The following is a 15475-nucleotide window of genomic DNA, read 5'->3' on the forward strand; positions in this document are numbered from 1 at the left end:
TGTTCGTGCAGCGTCCGCTCACTCCACGGGCGCGCTCTGGAAGCGGTACAGGGGAGCATCCGTATCCTCATCACCGCCGGGTTCTGACGTTTCGCCACGGAAGCGAGCGAGGTCGCGCACGTTCTTCTGCACGGCGACGGATGCGAACAGGCTCATCGCGAAGCCGATTCCGTAGAAGCCCTTCTCGCTGAGTGTCATGCTGCCCGCGTTCCAGAGCCCGATCGCGAGCAGGCCGAGGGCGAGCGCCACGGCGCACCACGCGATCCCGTAATACAGATTGGTCACCGGCAGCTTCTCCGCACGATCCCGAACGGTTTTCTGCAATGACACCGCTGCAAAGAGCCCGAACACGAGGACCGTGAAGTAGTAGCCCTTCTCGTTGAGCTCCATGCGCGCGTTGAACAGACCGATCAGGTACGTCAGCATTCCGATCATGAGCGCCAACCACGATGCGCCGATGAAGGCGGGCGTGGGCTTCTGCGCGGTGTCCTGGGAATCAGTCATGGTGAAGGGTCCTTCCTGCAGCAGCGTCCATGCCGCCGCTGGTGTTGGTGGGCTTGGCGAGTCCATGCGAGTGATCGGCTCCGAGCGAGCCGATCATTCTTCGGCACCGCTGTTCGGGTGTTCGAGTTGTTTCTCGGAGTCCTGCTCCGTCTCGCTATGGAGCTGCCAATTGGTCACCGTGTTGTTCACCGAGCAGGCGGTAACAACCTCCAGGGACATGCCTTCCGGCGAAGCCTGGAAGGCCATCTGCGCCCCGTCCTCGCCATCAGCGCGGAAATACGGATCCGACTCGTACGAGCGAATATTCGACACCGCCCAGCCCTCCGACTCCCAGAACGCGCGCACCTTTGCAGCGGCGGCAATGGGATCGTCGGCGCTCAGGTTCTTCAACGAGACGATCAATCGACCCCCTAATCCGCAGTCGCGAGGGAACGACATGTTCAAGACCCCGTCGCGGTCTATTGCAGCCTTGGACCATGGAATCGTGGGGCGCGACTTGAACCACCCGTCCGCGACCCCGCTCGCGGCGATTGCGGCGTCGAACTGCTCGCCCACCCAGTCCCGCTGCTCCTCCAACGTCATGTTCGTCGTCGGGTTCCCGGGTTCGTTCGACACGATCGGCACCTCCTGCATACAACTCGACAGCATCGTGGCCGCGGCGACGGATGCCGCGACGACAATGAACAACTGTGATCTATTCCTCCGCTTCATCATTCGGCCTCGCACGTCACTCGGATAGGCGTCACGGTGCCGTCGATCCCGCTGATGGCCTCGACGCACATCTCCTCCGTGCGGGTGAATGACTGCCACAGACCCGGATCGATGAGCCCGGTGGTGATCTTCGCGACGGTGTCCAAGGACTGAGTTTGTAGATCGAGATACCCGTGTCCCTCAGAGGCGGACATCCCTATCAGGCCTCGCACATCGCCCTCGCCGACCGTGGAGTGCCCGTCGGTTCCCTTCAGGTTCTGACTCGGATCGCCCTCGGAGGAGAACGAGAGACCGCCGCCGTACACGGGGCTCTGCAGGTACAGATGGAGGGGATCGCGCGCATTCGGGTTCGGCTGCCCACGGCCGGGAAGGCCCGCTCCTATCGGCGCCAGCTGATCGCCTGACGCGTGCGTCGTGAAGATCGCCTGTTGCCCCGCCCTGATTTCTTTGACACGTAACGCTTCGTACGTGGGGACCTTCTCGGTGTCGAGACCTGCGGAGCCGAGCATCGTGAGCGAATCGACCGGATGATCCTCGCTGATCAGCGTCAGCGCGAACGTCGCCAGCGTGGTGCCGTAGGAGTGCGCGAGCACGTTCACCGCCGGGATTCCGGATTCACCCAAACTCCGTGCGGCCTGCGCGCCCTCGAGTTCTGCGGCGAAACGCGGGGCTCCGGCCCTGGCAGCATCCACGGCGAGCACGCCCAAGTCGCCCGTCTCCGGAGAATTCGGGGTGTCGTACCCGAGCCACGCCACCGCAGCATTGGAACCCGACAATCCAGATACCTGGTCCTGCGCGCTATTCAGGTTGCGGCTCGCCTCGTCCCATCCCTCGAGCGCGAGGTGCGCGTCGCTGTTCATGCCCGCGACCTGCCAGGTCGTATGCGACGCAGTGTCGAGGTCTCCGTAACCGACAGCAGCCCTCGGCACTTCGCCCGTCATATCCAGTGAGACGACCTGGATAGGGGGGACCGCTACTCCGTCTGGGGCGCCAGCCATCTCACGCTCCTCACGCTTCAGAATGTCTCGAATATCGGCCAGCAGCTGCAATTGCTCGGGGGTCATCGCCTGCGGGTGCTGCTGGTAGAACTCCACCATCTTGCGGTTCGCCGCATCGCGCACTCCGTAGGGGAGACCGGGAAGATTGCCGACGACCCATGGCACCTCATCGATCAGGCGCTCGCGTTCCACCGGCTCCAGTGCCGCCCAAGTCGCCGCGACGGTTTCAGGATCGGGCGGGTGATCCCATGTGCGCTCGCCCGATTCGGTGCCGAGGAGCTTCGTCAGCAGCGGATGAGACTTTCTCGTCTCCGGAACGTCCTCGCTGACGCCCCACAGCTCACCCGATATCGTCACCGCAATCGTGAACCTGCGTGCCTCCGCACTGTCGGAACTCACGTTCAGGAGCTGCCCGATCGCCGTCTGGTCGAGCGCATCGATCAGACGGCCTTCGGCGCTCCGGCGCTCTTCGATGAGGGAGGCCCACGCTGTTCTCGCGTCTTGGATGCTCACGAGTGCGGCTTGCCAGATCGATGCGGCGCGCATCCATTCGTGCTCGTGCATCGAATGGAGGTGCTGCACGGCGAGTTCCCGCTGGTCGACGTCGAGGTCTCGCGCCTGACTTCCGAGCTGGGGTTGGGGCATCACGCCTGGTGCCCCAACAGACCACTCATACGGCGTCTCGACGCGAATCACCGCAGCGATGCTCTCGATCTGGACGGTGCACTGATGAATCTCAGAGAGAGCATCGTCCAGACCCTGCCGTGTTCGATCTGCGCTGTCATGAATCCGGTCCACCTCCGACGCGTACGCGTCGAACGCGCTCTTCGCATCGCTCGCCGCCCGGAATACCGTGTTGGCGCCCGGGAGCAGGAATTCGTTGATCTTCGTGCTGAGGGTGGCCAGGGCAGTGCTCTTCTCCGATCCGAGGGTGAACTGAGCGTTCTGCACGTCCGCGGCGTACTGCATCGCATCCGAGGCGACATCCTGCGCGAATCGGCCGATCGCGTTGATCTCGTCGACTGACCCGACTACGGGCGTGCCCTCGAGCAACGTCGCACCGTCGACTGGAACGTAGATCGTCACCGCCCGGTCCCCCTCACGGCGAATCCGGTGTAGAGAGCGCTCGCCAGACGCGCGTCCAGATCAGAGCTGTCGCTCATGATGCCGGCGACCCCGGTGCTCGCGGTCTTCGCAGCGTCAGCGAGGGCGAGTCGGCCGGTCGAGAGTCCGGTGATGAATCGCGCTATCTCTTCGCCGGCTCCCGTGATCGTCGCGGGAGCACCGGCCGGCAACGATTGGTTTCCGTCGACCATCACACGCGATGCAGCGACGAGATGTGAGGCTGCCGCTTCGAGCACCGCGTCGGAGATCTTCAGACCGTCAGGCATAGTCATTCCCTCGTTTCACAGAGACTCGGCGCGACCCGCAGCGTGCCATTGCTCCCCGGCCGAACCGGAGCACGACCGGAGCTGCGAGTCGCGCCGAACGGCGTCAGTTGATCTTCGCGGCGATCTGGGCGTCCATCTCGCGCATCGCGTTCGCGGTCTGCGTGAGGAAGGTCTGGATCTCGGAAAGCTTCTGCACGACCGTGTTCGCGCTCGTCGTGTAGTCGTTGTAGGCCGCGTTGAACTTGCCCGACGCCTGGTCGGTGACGAAACCGGAGGTGACCAGATTGTTGATCTGCATCTGCAGTGCGCGAAGCTTCTCGGTGATTTCGTCGCGCCCGGTGCCGAGCTGCGAAGCAGCCTGCTCCATCTCGCCGTAGGTCACATTGATGTTGGCCATGGGGATCCCTTCTCTCGCGCGATCCCCCCCGGCTCGCGTCAGTGCTGATGGTCATCGCCCGAAGTGTCCGGGAGATGACTTCCACCGTATGGAGTCGCGAGACGGGAGGGCACAGCACTCGGCATGAATGTGGATAACTGCGGTATAGGAGGGCGAGCACTCCGGTATGAGCGGAGATGCGATGCGGTGATTCGGCGATAGGCTCCGCGCGGCCATATGGAAAACGGGGCGCCGCTGCACCAGCAGCGACGCCCCGTCACACCTGCGCGACCAAAGGCCGCGATCCTCACATCACACGCGCACGCCGAAGAGGCCGGGCACGTCCGAGAGCGCGACCTTTTCCTTGGTTCCGACGGCCCGATCCCACACCTCGGCGAAACCGTCCGCCGCATCTCGGCCCACGACCACCACGCGAGGAACCCCGAGCAATTCGGCGTCGCCGAACTTCACGCCGGGCGACACCTTCGGGCGATCGTCGAAGATGACCTCGACACCGGCGGCATCGAGCGTCTCGACGAGCGACTCGGCGACCTCGTATACGGCCGCATCCCGGCCTGTGGCGACGACGTGCACGTTGAACGGCGCGACGGCTTCCGGCCAGATCAGCCCGCGATCGTCGTGGTGCAGTTCGGCGAGAATGGCCATGATGCGAGTCACTCCGATGCCGTACGAGCCCATGGTCACCGTGACGAGTTTGCCGTTCTCGTCGAGCACCTTCAGCCCGAGTGCCTCAGCGTATTTGCGGCCGAGCTGGAAGATGTGACCGATCTCCATGCCGCGAGCGGTCTCGATCGGCCCTGATCCGTCGGGAGCGGGGTCGCCGTCGCGCACGTCGGCGATCTCGACCGTGCCGTCTGCAACGAAATCCCGCCCGAAGACGAGATGCGCGACGTGCTGGCCTTCGACGTTCGCCCCGGTCACCCAGGTCGTGCCCGCGACGACGCGCGGGTCGACGAGGTACCGCAGGCCCGTAGCGCTCTCGGCGCCGAGCACAGGGGTGATCCCGCCCTGGTCGTCGATGCGCGCCGGCCCGATGTACCCCTTCACGAGGCCGGGGTGGCGGGCGAGATCCGCGGCCGTCGCCGGCTCGACCTCAGCGCCAGGGAACGCGACTTCCGCGCGCTTCATGTCGGCGTCGCGGTCTCCGGGGATGCCGACGACGACGATCTCGCGCTCGCCGCCGATGGGCGTCACTGCGAGCACGAGGTTCTTCAGCGTGTCGGCGGCGGTCCATGCGCGCCCGTCCTCGCGCGGCAGCACCGCGTTCGTGTGGGCGACAAGGGTGTCGATCGTCGGGGTGTCGGGCGAGTCGTAGACGACGGCCGACGGCGCATCGTCGAACGGAATGGCCTCGGGAACGGGGGTGGAGTACGCCTCGACATTCGCCGCGTACCCGCCGGCAGAGCGCACGAAGGTGTCCTCGCCGATCGACGTCGGCAGGAGGAATTCTTCGCTGCGCGATCCGCCCATCGCACCAGCATCGGCGGAGACGATGGCGTATTCGAGGCCGAGACGGGTGAAGATGCGCTCGTAGGCGGCGCGCTGGCGCTCGTAGCTCGCGTGCAACCCCTCGTCGGTCGCATCGAACGAGTAGGCGTCCTTCATCGTGAACTCGCGGCCGCGCAGCAGGCCGGCGCGGGGCCGAGCCTCATCGCGGTACTTGTCCTGAATCTGGAAGAGCGCCAGCGGCAGGTCCTTGTACGACGTCACGATGTCCTTCACCATGTTGGTGAAGACCTCTTCGTGCGTCGGTGCGAGCAGGTAGTCGGCGCCGTGGCGATCCTGCAGGCGGAAGAGGGCGTCTCCGTACTCCTCCCACCGACCGGAGGCTTCGTATGGCTCGCGGGGCAGCAGTCCGGGGAAATGCACTTCGTGCGCACCGGCGGCGACCATCTCCTCGCGGATGATCTGCTCGAGCTTGCCCTTCACCCGCAAGCCGAGCGGCATCCACCCGAAGATTCCCGGGGCCTGGCGCCGGATGTAGCCCGCGCGCACGAGCAGCCGGTGGCTCGCCACCTCGGCGTCAGAGGGATCTTCTCGGAGGGTCTTGAGAAAGTAGGAGCTGAGCCGCGTAATCACCTCACCATCGTAGCCCGCGCGCCGCGCGTCGGAGGTGCGCCGTACGCTGGAGCCGTGATGCGAAACCGCTGGCTGCACTGGCTCGCACCGGCACTGGTGCTCGCGATCGCTGGTGCGCTGAGGTTCTGGGCTCTCGGCCGTCCCGGGGTGCTCGTCTTCGACGAGTTGTACTACGTGCGGGATGCCATCAGCCAGCTCGCGCACGGATACCCGACGACCTGGCCCGATGACGAACCGGACATGAGCGGGTCGCGTGCGCTCGGCTTCTCCGACGAGCCCTCGAACGCGGTGCACCCTCCGCTCGGCAAGTGGCTCATCGGCCTCGGAGTGCTCGTATTCGGGCCCGGTTCCGGTTGGGGGTGGCGAAGTGCGGTCGCGCTCGCCGGCGTGCTCACCGTGGCGGTCACGATGCGCCTCGGCTGGCGCATCACCCGGAGCGTCGTCGTCGCATGCACCGCGGGTCTCCTCCTCGCGATCGACGGAGTGCACGTCGTACTCACGCGAGTGGGTCTGCTCGACGGCTTCCTCACCCTCGCCGTCGCGATCGGCGCGCTGTGCGTCTGGCGCGATATCGAATGGACCGGGGCACGGGCGACGACGCCGGATCAGCGTGACCGCTCCGGTCCACCGCCGCCCCGCGTTCCGGTGCTCTGGCGCCGCCCGTGGCTGCTCGCGGCCGCGGGAGCCTTCGGCGCTGCGGCATCGATCAAATGGTCCGGCCTGTACCCGCTCGCTGCCTTCCTCGTCTTCATCACCGTGCGCGATCTCGTCGTCCGGCTCCGGGCACGGGAACGCCACGCCGTGCCGCGCGCTGCGTGGCAGGCCTTCGTCGCCGGGCTGGTCGCCCTCCCCGCTGCCGCGCTCGTGTACGTCGCCAGTTGGGCGGGCTGGATCCTGAATCCCGGCGGGTGGAGCCGCACCGCAGGAGAAGCATGGTGGCCGGCGCTGCTGCAGTATCACGCCGAGATGCTCGACTGGCACCGGTCGCTCAGCGCGCCGCACCCCTACGCCTCCCATCCGCTGACGTGGCCGCTCGCGCTTCGCCCGACCGGGATGTACGAATCCCGCTGGGGTTCTGATGCTGGTTGCCCGTGGTCGGCCTGCGCAGCGGTCGTGTCGCCCCTGCCGAACCCGCTCGTGACCTGGGGTGGCACGATCGCGCTCATCGCACTCGTCTGCGTCATCGTCTTCCGCGCGCGCCGCGGGCCCGACCCGCTGGTGACCGCGAGCGCGTTCGTCGTCGTCGGGTACCTCTCGGGGTGGCTCCCGTGGGTGCTGACCGTGTCGCGTTCCGCGGTCTTCCAGTTCTACGCCGTGGTGCTGACGCCGTTCTCGGCGATCGCCCTCGCGATGGGGCTCGCGCTGCTCTGCCGCGTGCGCATGCGACCTCGGCTGAGCGCGGGTGAACCGCATCCGGCGGCGAGCGCGGCCGGCCGTGCCGCGGCGAGCCATGCGGCGGCGAGCCATGCGGCGGCGAGCGGTGTGACGGCGGCGAGCGAGCACGGGCGCGAGTTCGAGGGCCCCGGCGGGGGCTCTCCCGAGACTCTGCTCGGAATCCGGATCGCGGTCGCCCTGTATGTGGTCGCATGCATCGCTCTCGCCGTCCTGTTCCTCCCCGTCTGGTCCGGGGCGCCGATGGCCGAGTGGTTCTGGCGCGCGCACCAGTGGTTGCCCGGCTGGCAGTAGCAGGGCGGCGGACTCAGTTCGCCTGCTCCCTCAGAGCAAGCGCCGTGACAGCGCCCACGCCGTGAGTTCGTGCCGATTCGAGAGCTGGAGTTTGCGCAGCACGTTCGAGACGTGCGTCTCCACCGTCTTCACCGAGAGGAACAGCTCGGCTGCGACCTCCTTGTAGGCGTAGCCGCGGGCGATCATGCGCATCACCTCTTGCTCGCGCGCTGAGAGTCGGTCCAGTTCATCGTCTCGCGCCGCGGTCTCCCCGCCGCCCGTGCCGAACGCATCGAGCACGAACCCCGCGAGCCGCGGCGAGAACACGGCGTCTCCGCTGTGCACCCGCCCCACCGCTGCCGTCACCTCGGCGCCGGATGCGGTCTTCGTCAGGTACCCCCTGGCGCCGGCGCGGATGACCTGCACGACATCGTCGGCCGCGTCCGAGACGCTCAGCGCCAGCACACGGATGCCGCGCGTCGCAGGGTTGCCCGCGAGACGCTGCAGCACCTCGGCCCCGCCACCGCCGGCGCCGCCGGGCAGGTGCACGTCGAGCAGCACGACGTCGGGCACGGTCGCCGTCACCACCGCGACCGCCTCGTCGACGTTCGCGGCTTCGCCGACCACCGCGAGCTCGTCCCCGAGTTCGGCTCGGAGACCGGTGCGGAAGATCTGATGGTCGTCGACGATGACGATGCGGATCTCGTGCGGTGCGCGATTCATCGGGTCTCCTCGTTCTGCGCGGTCTCATGGTGCGTCGTTCCCGCGGGTTCGGTCGGCGTCTGCCGGGGAATCCCGAGCCGTACCGAGGTTCCCCCGCCCGGACCGCGCACGATCCGAGCCTGCCCACCGGCTCGTTCCATTCTGCCGAGGATCGACTCGCGCACGCCCATTCGCCCCTCGGGAAGGTCGTTCGGGTCGAGCCCGACTCCGCGGTCTGTGATGTCGATCGTCACCCGATCCTGCGTCGCTTCGAGATAGACGGTGACGTCGCCGCCCGCGTGACGCGCGGCGTTCAGCATCGCCTCGCGCGCCGCTGCGACGATGGGTGCCGGCGCGACGAGCCCCTCGCCCGCGCCGACTGAGACGACCTCGAAGCGCACGGGATGATCGGCTTCGAGCGCTGCGGCGTGCGCGCGGAGCTCGGTGTCGACGGCCTCGCGAGGCTGCGGGGCGCCTCCATCGGCCGCACGAAACAGCCACTCGCGCAATTCTCGCTCCTGGCCTCGCGCCAATCGGGCGACCTCGCTGCCCGGTTCCGACCGCTGCTGGATCAGCGCGAGGGTCTGCAGCACCGAGTCGTGCAAGTGCGCGGCGATGTCGGAGCGCTCGGCCTCACGAGCCCGGGCCGCGCGCTCGCTCATCAGCTCGCGATTGATGCGGAGCAGCCAGGGCGCCACTGCAAGGGCGACGCCTCCGAGCACCGCGAGTGCCGCACCGATGACAGTCCAGGTGTTCGGCTCGCGGGCGGTGACGAAGAACATGAGGACACCGACGGCGACGAGCGCGAGTGCCCCGAGGGCTCGCGGCAGCGCATGGCGATCCGGGCGGTCGCGATCTGCGATCTGCCACCAGGTGAGGCCGACGCCCACCAGTACGGCGAGTGCGGGGAGCAACAGCTCGAGTCGCAGCTGCACCCCGAGTCGCTCGAGCACGAGACCGGCGCCCGCCAGCAACAGACACGTGCCGAGCAGCAATTCGGCGATGGGCCAGCGGGGTCGGCGCTCGTTCGCAGTGTCGGCTGCGGGCGCCCCGAGTTCGATGGGAGGCACCTGCGCCGCGGGCATGCGCGTCGCAGGTGCCGATGGCGCTGTCGCCGACGGGGCCGCCGGCGTCGCTGCAGCTGCCGGAGCCGAGGCGGGAGCAGCAGCAGCGGCGGGAGCAGCAGACGCAGTGGACGTCGCAGCAGCAGGCGGGGTCAGCGCCCGTCGAAGCGGCACGATGCCCGCATCGTCGCCGTTCCACGGCACAGTGGCCAAGAGCCACAGGTAGAGCACGGCCCCGGCTCCGCCCAGCGCGGTCAGCACGAGCATCGCAATGCGCACCGTCTGCGACGAAACGCCGAGATGCGCCCCGAGTCCCCCGCAGACGCCCATGAGCACGCGGTCATCGCGCGAGCGGGTGAGAGGAGCATCGGCCATGCCCCCATCCAATCAGGTCACACGACGCGTGGGGGTCTCGGGGTCTCGGGATCAGGGAAGGATCAGGGTGATCCCCCATGGCCGAGCATTCCCGTCTCAGCCAGACTCGAACCATGGACACCACACCTCCCACACCGGGCCCCGCAGGGCCGCCTGCGGGCCAGGGCTTCTTCACCTGGTTGCGCGGTCTCGGCATCACCCGCAGCAGCGACCGGTGGTTCGCCGGCGTCGCCGCCGGAATCGCAGATCGCCTTCGGATCGATCCCATCATCGTGCGCGGCATCTTCATCGTGCTCGCGCTGCTGGGAGGCCCTGGCGTTCTGCTCTACCTCATCGGCTGGCTCCTCCTGCCCGACGCGAACGGCCGCATCCACGTGGAGGAGATCATCCGGGGGCGAGCAGAGACCGGGATGATCGTCGTCGCCGTGATCCTCACGGCAGTCGTCATCGTTCCGGGCATTCTCGGCCTCGTGAGCCCTGGAGACGCCTACCCGCTGTTCAGCGTGTGGAGCTGGGGCGTCTGGGGGTCGCTCGGCATTCCCGGATGGGTCACTGCGACAGCCGCCTGGCTGTCCTGGATCGCGATCCTCGTGCTCGGGTTCTTCTGGGTACGGAGCATCGTGCTCAAGCGCGGCCGAGAATACGGCGAACACGCATCCGGTGCCGACGACGCGGCGTCAGGAGAGGCCGGGGCCGATCCGGATCACGCGGATCGCGCTGCCGACCGCGAGTACGCCCGCACCCCGCACGACTCCGCCGATTCCGCTGCATCGTTCGCCGCGCGGGCGAGCGAGAGCGCCGACCGCGTCGCACGGGACGCCGCTGACTGGGGTCGCCGCGCGGGCGCCGCTGCCGATAAGTGGGGGCGAGAGGTCGGCGAGCAGACCGAGGCGTGGAGCGCCCGCTACGCGGAGCACCACGACGCGCATCAGCTGGGAGCCGCTCACACGGTGATCACCCTGGCACTCGCGCTGCTCGCGGGCGGACTCGCGGCACTGTGGACGACCTCAGTGCACGGTCCGCTCTCGATCGAGAGCGTTGCTCCCGACGCGCTCATCACCGGCCTCATCGCGGCGCTCGCCGTGCTGGCATTGTCGTTGATCGTCGCCGGAACACGCGGTCGGTACACCGGGTGGATCGGGTTTCTCTCGTTCTGCGGTGTGGTGGCGTTGCTCATCACCGTCGTGCTCCCCTGGGGCATTCGCTTCCAGCCGTTCGGCAATCTGCATGTGACCGGAGCGGAGACCGGTGCCGTCGTGCTCGCGGGCAACACCACGGTCGATCTCGGGGATATCGAGACGAGAGCGGGCGGCGCCGATGATCTCGAGGTGTGGGTGCTCGCGGGTCGCAGCACCATCGAGCTTCCTGCGTCGTCTCCGGTCATCGTGCACGCGCGCGTACTCGCCGGACGGATCGATGAATCCGGCCGCAACGACCTCGACTCGTCTCGAGCGACCCAGGTCGTGACGAGCGGGCCCTTCATCTCGCGGGAGATCCGATCGAACGTCACGCCCGACAACGAGGACGCGGCACCAGTCGTCACGGTGACGCTGCTCGCCGGCAACGTCGACGTCACGGGCGGTGCGGCCGGGCGGGATGCCGCGAGGGCGGATGAGAACGAGCGCGCAGGGGTCGATACCCCTGCAGACACGGACGCGGATCGGCGTCTGGAGCAGGAGGCCGACCGCCTCGACGGCCAGCTCGACGTGCTCGACTGGAAGCTCGCGGAACCGGGCCTCAGCCCGTCTGAGCGCCGGAGCCTGGAAGACGAGCGCACCGATATCGCACAGGAGCTCGAAGCCCTGGAACTGGAGATGAACTCATGAGCGTCGAACCTACGAGCCCCGGGACGAATGATGAGACGACGGCCAGGATTCCGCTGACGCCACCGCCCGCGAGCGGCGTCGCAGCGGCTCCCGCCGACGCGGAGAGCGGTCCGGGAGAATCTGCCGGCCCGGGTGCACCGAGCGCACCGAGCTCAGCCGCCGCACCCGCCGCACCTCGACCGGACGCACGCGAAACGCCTGACGCATTCGGGGCGCCGACGGGCGAACGCGCGGCCGGAAACACTGCTGCGGGCGATCGCGCACCGTCGCGGCCGAGCCCGCGGACGGGGCCCATCGTCTGGGGAGCGCTGATCCTGGTCTTCTGCGGATACATCTCGCAGCAGGTGCTCGGCGGCGGCGGCCTGGACGCGGCCGGCTGGATCACCGCGACGATTATCGGGCTGGGCGTCCTGCTGCTCGGTGTCGGCTTCGCCGTGCTGATCCGCGGCCGTCGCGATACCCGGCGTCGGCGGTAGGGATCAGGCTGGCACCCGCGGGATCTCCCGCGTCTGCGTTGAGATCCAATGCAGCGGGACCTGGATCGCGACGCGGGTGCCACCGCCAGCGTCCGGGCCCCAGGTGATGCTCCCGCCGAGTTCGCCTTCGATCAGCGTGCGCACGATCTGCGTGCCCAGCCCGTCGCCGACCGTGCCGCCGGGAAGCCCGGTGCCCGTATCGACCACTTCGACCGTGAGCTGCTCATCGGTACGCCGGGCGGTGACGAAGACCTCGCCCTCGCGGCCTGCGAGTCCGTGCTCCACGGCGTTCGTCACGATCTCGGTGAGCGCGAGGGCGAGAGGGGTCGCGTACTCCGAGGGCAGCTCGCCGAACTCCCCTTCCTTGTGCGGGTGCACCGTCGTGTTGTGCAGGCTGGCCACCTCTGCGGCGAGCCCGATCACGCGGTCGAAGACCTTGTCGAAGTCGACGATCTGCGAGAGCCCGGTCGACAGCGTGTCGTGCACGACGGCGATTGCCGCGACCCGGCGCATGGCCTGGCCGAGCACCTGCTTCGCCTCTTCGCTCCTGGCGCGGCGGGCCTGCACGCGGAGCAATGATGCGACGGTCTGCAGATTGTTCTTGACCCGGTGATGGATCTCGCGAATCGTCGCGTCTTTCGTGATGAGCTCCTGCGCCTGCTGGCGCAGCTCGGTCACGTCGCGCGTCAGCACGATGCCGCCGACGCGGGCTCCGTCGCGGAAGACCGGTATCGAACGCAATGTGATCGTATGTCCGTGCGTGTCGATCTCAACGCGCTTCGCGATCTTGCCCTGCGCGATCAGCGGCAGCGACTCGTTGGTGTCGAACTGCCCCTTCACGATGTCGGCGACCACTTCGCTGAAGTTCTCGCCCTCGATCTCATCCCGGAACCCGAGGGACGAGAACGTGGTCTGGGTGTTCGGGCTGGCGAACGTCGCGACCCCGTCGAGATTGATGCGCACGAGCCCATCGGCCGCGCGCGGCGCGCCCTGCTCCCCTCCGCGGGAACTCCCGGGAACGGGGAACATCCCCTTCTGGATCATGCCGAGCAGGTCAGCCGCGACCTCGCGGAACGCGGCTCCGATGCGAGAGGCCGGTTGCGTATCGGCCACGCTCGTGTGCACGGTGATGACCGCGAACGGACCCTGCACCTCTCCGTCGGCATCGGTGCGACTCACGGAGTACGCGGCAAGACGCATCGGATTCTCTTCATACCAGGCCGGTGACGTGGAGACCGTCGGATTCGTACTGGTCATCGCCTCGTCCACGAGTTCGCGCCAGTCGGCTCGCAGCAGATCGCCGATCACGTCGCGGTAGAAGAGCGTCACCGAACCTGCCGGCCTGCTGTGGGCGATCGCGAGGTAGTTCTCGTCACTCGTCGGCACCCAGAGCACCACGTCGCCGAGGGCGAGATCCGCGAGCAGGCGCAGATCGAGCGTGAGCAGCTCGAGCCATTCGATCTCCTCTTCATCGAGGGAGGAATACTTCGTTGCAAGATTGCGCAGTGTGGCCACGACCCCAGACTAGAGCACCGCGTCCGGGAGCGAACTCCGAGATCCGCGTCTGAAAGCACGGGCGCGGTGTCTCCCGCCATCCGGGAGTTCTTGACACCCCATAGGGCGCAGTGCATAGGGTGATGACCACATCATCTCGAATCCGGCAGTGCAGTGAGGGTGAGTCGCAACGGGAGCGGCGCGCGGATCCGTTCGAAGGGACCCGTCATGCCTGCCTCCGCTCCAACGCCCCAGCACGACCGTACGCTGCGCGCGGTTCCGCAGCAGCCGCGCGCCCACGCGCGCGGTCACCTCCACGCGGTGCCGGATGTCGTGCCGAGTGCGAGCGGGCTCGGTGCGGCACCTCCCGCACGCTCCCCGTCGCCGTCACGGGTGCCCGGTCATCGCGCGGTGCTCGACGGTCCACCGGTCGATCCACCTCCCGACGCGTTCGTGCAGCGTCTCGCGGTGTACGCCTTCGAGGTGCTCGAGGGGGTGCGGTCGGTCGCGCAGTTCGGTGGCTGGATCACTCCGGAAGTCGCTGCTGCGCTGAAAGCGCGACGAGCTCTCCGCGCGGAACGCGACGCCCTCACGCGAGACCGTCGACGGCGCACGGCGACGCCGGGCCGAGCGCATCTCAGCACGCCGCTCCCCCACATCATCGAGGCGACCGTCGTGCTCCACACCGACTCGCGCTCGACCGTCGTGGCGATCCGCCTCGAACACCGCAGGGAACGTTGGCGCGCGACCGACATCACGGTGCTCTGACACGCGGCGCGAACTGGACCGGCTGAAACCTACCGGTCGTTCAACCGCGACAGCTTCTCGACTTCGTACATCACGTCGACGGGAACCCCCGCGTTGCGCAGCACGTCGCGCGTCGACCGCGGCGCGGTGAGCCACCCGGCCTTCCACCCGCGCCGCAGGCAGTCGCGCAGCTGCGCGCGATCGCGCGACGCCCGGAAGGTTCGGAACCAGCGCCGCGCGGTCGCGGCGGAGTACAGCAGCTTCTCCCACCCGAAGAGTGCCGGGCTCCGCCGGAACACCCAGAGCTTGTTGCGCACCTCGTAGAAGAACCGCGGACCCGGATCCTGATCGCTCGACCCCCGCTTCACCGTGCGATGCGTGACCACCGAGGCCGGAACATACAGCCCGCGCGCGCCGCGCAGCAGGCGCGCCGAGTACTCGAAGTCGTCGTTCCACAGGAAGTAGTCGGCGATGGGCAGACCCTGCTCGCGGACGCGGGCGGCGCGCAGGAATGCCGAGACGAACGAGATGGAACGGATCTCCATGGCGTCGACGGACGCGGCCCGCATTCGCTCAGCTTCCGATGCGCGGATCTTCGGCTTCGGCGTATTCATCGGGTGGTCTTCCCCGTCGGTCCACACGACGCGTGAGCCCATCACGGCGAGGTCGTCCGGCCCGGACGCGCGGTACCGCTCGTAGGTCTCGAGGGCTCCCGCGAGCGCATCCGGCCCTGGCACGGTGTCGTCGTCCATGACCCAGACCCAGTCGGTATCGTCCTCGACGACGGCAGCCGCGATCCCGGTTGCGAACCCTCCCGCGCCGCCCGTGTTCTCGGTGAGCTCGATGTGACGCGCACGCTCGCCCCAGGCCTCCAGCATCTCGGCGGCGACCTCGACCGATCCGTCGTCCGACGCATTGTCGACCACGACGAGACGGTCGACGGGTCGGCTCTGCGCGGCGAGAGCGGCGAGTGATTCCCGCAGCAGTTCTCGCCGGTTGTAGGCCACCAGCACGGCGGTCACACGCATGCGATCGGTCTCCTTCGC

General features: G+C 68.0%; 14 protein-coding genes. 4 read left to right on the plus strand and 10 right to left on the minus strand.

Annotated features, from left to right (window positions below):
* Positions 1–18 precede the first annotated feature (18 nt).
* The 6 genes from yiaA to JE033_RS05860 all read right to left on the minus strand — a co-directional run bounded on the left by yiaA (position 19) and on the right by JE033_RS05860 (position 6080).
* The gene (gene yiaA / locus JE033_RS05835; RefSeq protein ID WP_200330047.1) at positions 19–504 is read right to left on the minus strand and encodes an inner membrane protein YiaA; all 486 of its coding nucleotides are present in this window, start codon (positions 502–504) and stop codon (positions 19–21) included.
* Positions 505–597: 93 nt separating this feature from the next.
* Positions 598–1119 (minus strand): hypothetical protein, encoded by a 522-nt coding sequence (locus JE033_RS05840; RefSeq protein ID WP_200330049.1) that lies wholly within the window; start codon positions 1117–1119, stop codon positions 598–600.
* A gap of 95 nt (positions 1120–1214) precedes the next feature.
* Positions 1215–3299 (minus strand): alpha/beta hydrolase, encoded by a 2085-nt coding sequence (locus JE033_RS14900; protein WP_200330051.1) that lies wholly within the window; start codon positions 3297–3299, stop codon positions 1215–1217.
* Entirely contained in the window at positions 3296–3604 is a 309-nt protein-coding gene (locus tag JE033_RS05850) for a hypothetical protein (RefSeq protein WP_200330053.1), read from the minus strand. Before JE033_RS05850 ends, JE033_RS14900 begins: the two co-directional genes overlap by 4 nt.
* 103 nt (positions 3605–3707) lie before the next feature.
* Positions 3708–4001 (minus strand): WXG100 family type VII secretion target, encoded by a 294-nt coding sequence (locus tag JE033_RS05855; protein ID WP_090146735.1) that lies wholly within the window; start codon positions 3999–4001, stop codon positions 3708–3710.
* Positions 4002–4292: 291 nt separating this feature from the next.
* A complete protein-coding gene (locus JE033_RS05860) occupies positions 4293–6080 on the minus strand; it encodes a proline--tRNA ligase (RefSeq protein WP_200330055.1) in 1788 nt (595 codons plus the stop codon).
* A gap of 57 nt (positions 6081–6137) precedes the next feature.
* On the opposite strand from JE033_RS05860, the gene JE033_RS05865 reads away from it, so the two are divergent.
* The gene (locus JE033_RS05865; RefSeq protein ID WP_200331061.1) at positions 6138–7766 is read left to right on the plus strand and encodes a dolichyl-phosphate-mannose--protein mannosyltransferase; all 1629 of its coding nucleotides are present in this window, start codon (positions 6138–6140) and stop codon (positions 7764–7766) included.
* A 30-nt stretch (positions 7767–7796) separates the two neighbouring features.
* Here JE033_RS05865 and JE033_RS05870 read toward each other — a convergent pair whose 3' ends face one another.
* Both JE033_RS05870 and JE033_RS05875 read right to left on the minus strand, forming a co-directional pair.
* Complete coding sequence (locus tag JE033_RS05870) at positions 7797–8468, minus strand: response regulator transcription factor (RefSeq protein WP_090146729.1); 672 nt, start codon at positions 8466–8468, stop codon at positions 7797–7799.
* The gene (locus JE033_RS05875; RefSeq protein ID WP_200330057.1) at positions 8465–9886 is read right to left on the minus strand and encodes an ATP-binding protein; all 1422 of its coding nucleotides are present in this window, start codon (positions 9884–9886) and stop codon (positions 8465–8467) included. The genes JE033_RS05870 and JE033_RS05875 overlap by 4 nt, the downstream gene beginning before the upstream one ends.
* A 113-nt stretch (positions 9887–9999) precedes the next feature.
* Here JE033_RS05875 and JE033_RS05880 point away from each other — a divergent pair, with 113 nt between their 5' ends.
* Both JE033_RS05880 and JE033_RS05885 read left to right on the plus strand, forming a co-directional pair.
* The gene (locus tag JE033_RS05880) at positions 10000–11712 is read left to right on the plus strand and encodes a PspC domain-containing protein (RefSeq protein WP_200330058.1); all 1713 of its coding nucleotides are present in this window, start codon (positions 10000–10002) and stop codon (positions 11710–11712) included.
* Positions 11709–12188: a hypothetical protein gene (locus JE033_RS05885; protein ID WP_200330061.1), complete on the plus strand. Its 480-nt coding sequence runs from the start codon at positions 11709–11711 to the stop codon at positions 12186–12188. Before JE033_RS05880 ends, JE033_RS05885 begins: the two co-directional genes overlap by 4 nt.
* Before the next feature lie 3 nt (positions 12189–12191).
* Here the strand turns inward: JE033_RS05885 and JE033_RS05890 are convergent, their stop codons facing one another.
* Positions 12192–13703: a histidine kinase N-terminal domain-containing protein gene (locus JE033_RS05890; protein ID WP_090146722.1), complete on the minus strand. Its 1512-nt coding sequence runs from the start codon at positions 13701–13703 to the stop codon at positions 12192–12194.
* 207 nt (positions 13704–13910) lie between these two features.
* Here JE033_RS05890 and JE033_RS05895 point away from each other — a divergent pair, with 207 nt between their 5' ends.
* Positions 13911–14450 carry an Rv3235 family protein gene (locus tag JE033_RS05895; RefSeq protein WP_200330063.1) on the plus strand — a complete coding sequence of 180 codons (540 nt, stop codon included), beginning with the start codon at positions 13911–13913 and terminating at the stop codon, positions 14448–14450.
* Positions 14451–14479: 29 nt separating this feature from the next.
* On the opposite strand, the gene JE033_RS05900 is transcribed toward JE033_RS05895, so the two are convergent.
* A complete protein-coding gene (locus tag JE033_RS05900) occupies positions 14480–15457 on the minus strand; it encodes a glycosyltransferase (protein WP_200330065.1) in 978 nt (325 codons plus the stop codon).
* Between the last annotated feature and the right edge of the window lie 18 nt (positions 15458–15475).

Source organism: Leucobacter sp. L43 (assembly GCF_016597785.1).
Lineage (GTDB): Bacteria > Actinomycetota > Actinomycetes > Actinomycetales > Microbacteriaceae > Leucobacter > Leucobacter alluvii.

What these genes read in the sequence shown, in the direction of transcription:
- yiaA (WP_200330047.1), bottom strand. Translation starts at nt 504, where the DNA reads ATGACTGATTCCCAGGACACCGCGCAGAAGCCCACGCCCGCCTTCATC.
- JE033_RS05850 (WP_200330053.1), bottom strand. Translation starts at nt 3,604, where the DNA reads ATGCCTGACGGTCTGAAGATCTCCGACGCGGTGCTCGAAGCGGCAGCC.
- JE033_RS05855 (WP_090146735.1), bottom strand. Translation starts at nt 4,001, where the DNA reads ATGGCCAACATCAATGTGACCTACGGCGAGATGGAGCAGGCTGCTTCG.
- JE033_RS05865 (WP_200331061.1), top strand. Translation starts at nt 6,138, where the DNA reads ATGCGAAACCGCTGGCTGCACTGGCTCGCACCGGCACTGGTGCTCGCG.
- JE033_RS05870 (WP_090146729.1), bottom strand. Translation starts at nt 8,468, where the DNA reads ATGAATCGCGCACCGCACGAGATCCGCATCGTCATCGTCGACGACCAT.
- JE033_RS05875 (WP_200330057.1), bottom strand. Translation starts at nt 9,886, where the DNA reads ATGGCCGATGCTCCTCTCACCCGCTCGCGCGATGACCGCGTGCTCATG.
- JE033_RS05880 (WP_200330058.1), top strand. Translation starts at nt 10,000, where the DNA reads ATGGACACCACACCTCCCACACCGGGCCCCGCAGGGCCGCCTGCGGGC.
- JE033_RS05885 (WP_200330061.1), top strand. Translation starts at nt 11,709, where the DNA reads ATGAGCGTCGAACCTACGAGCCCCGGGACGAATGATGAGACGACGGCC.
- JE033_RS05895 (WP_200330063.1), top strand. Translation starts at nt 13,911, where the DNA reads ATGCCTGCCTCCGCTCCAACGCCCCAGCACGACCGTACGCTGCGCGCG.
- JE033_RS05900 (WP_200330065.1), bottom strand. Translation starts at nt 15,457, where the DNA reads ATGCGTGTGACCGCCGTGCTGGTGGCCTACAACCGGCGAGAACTGCTG.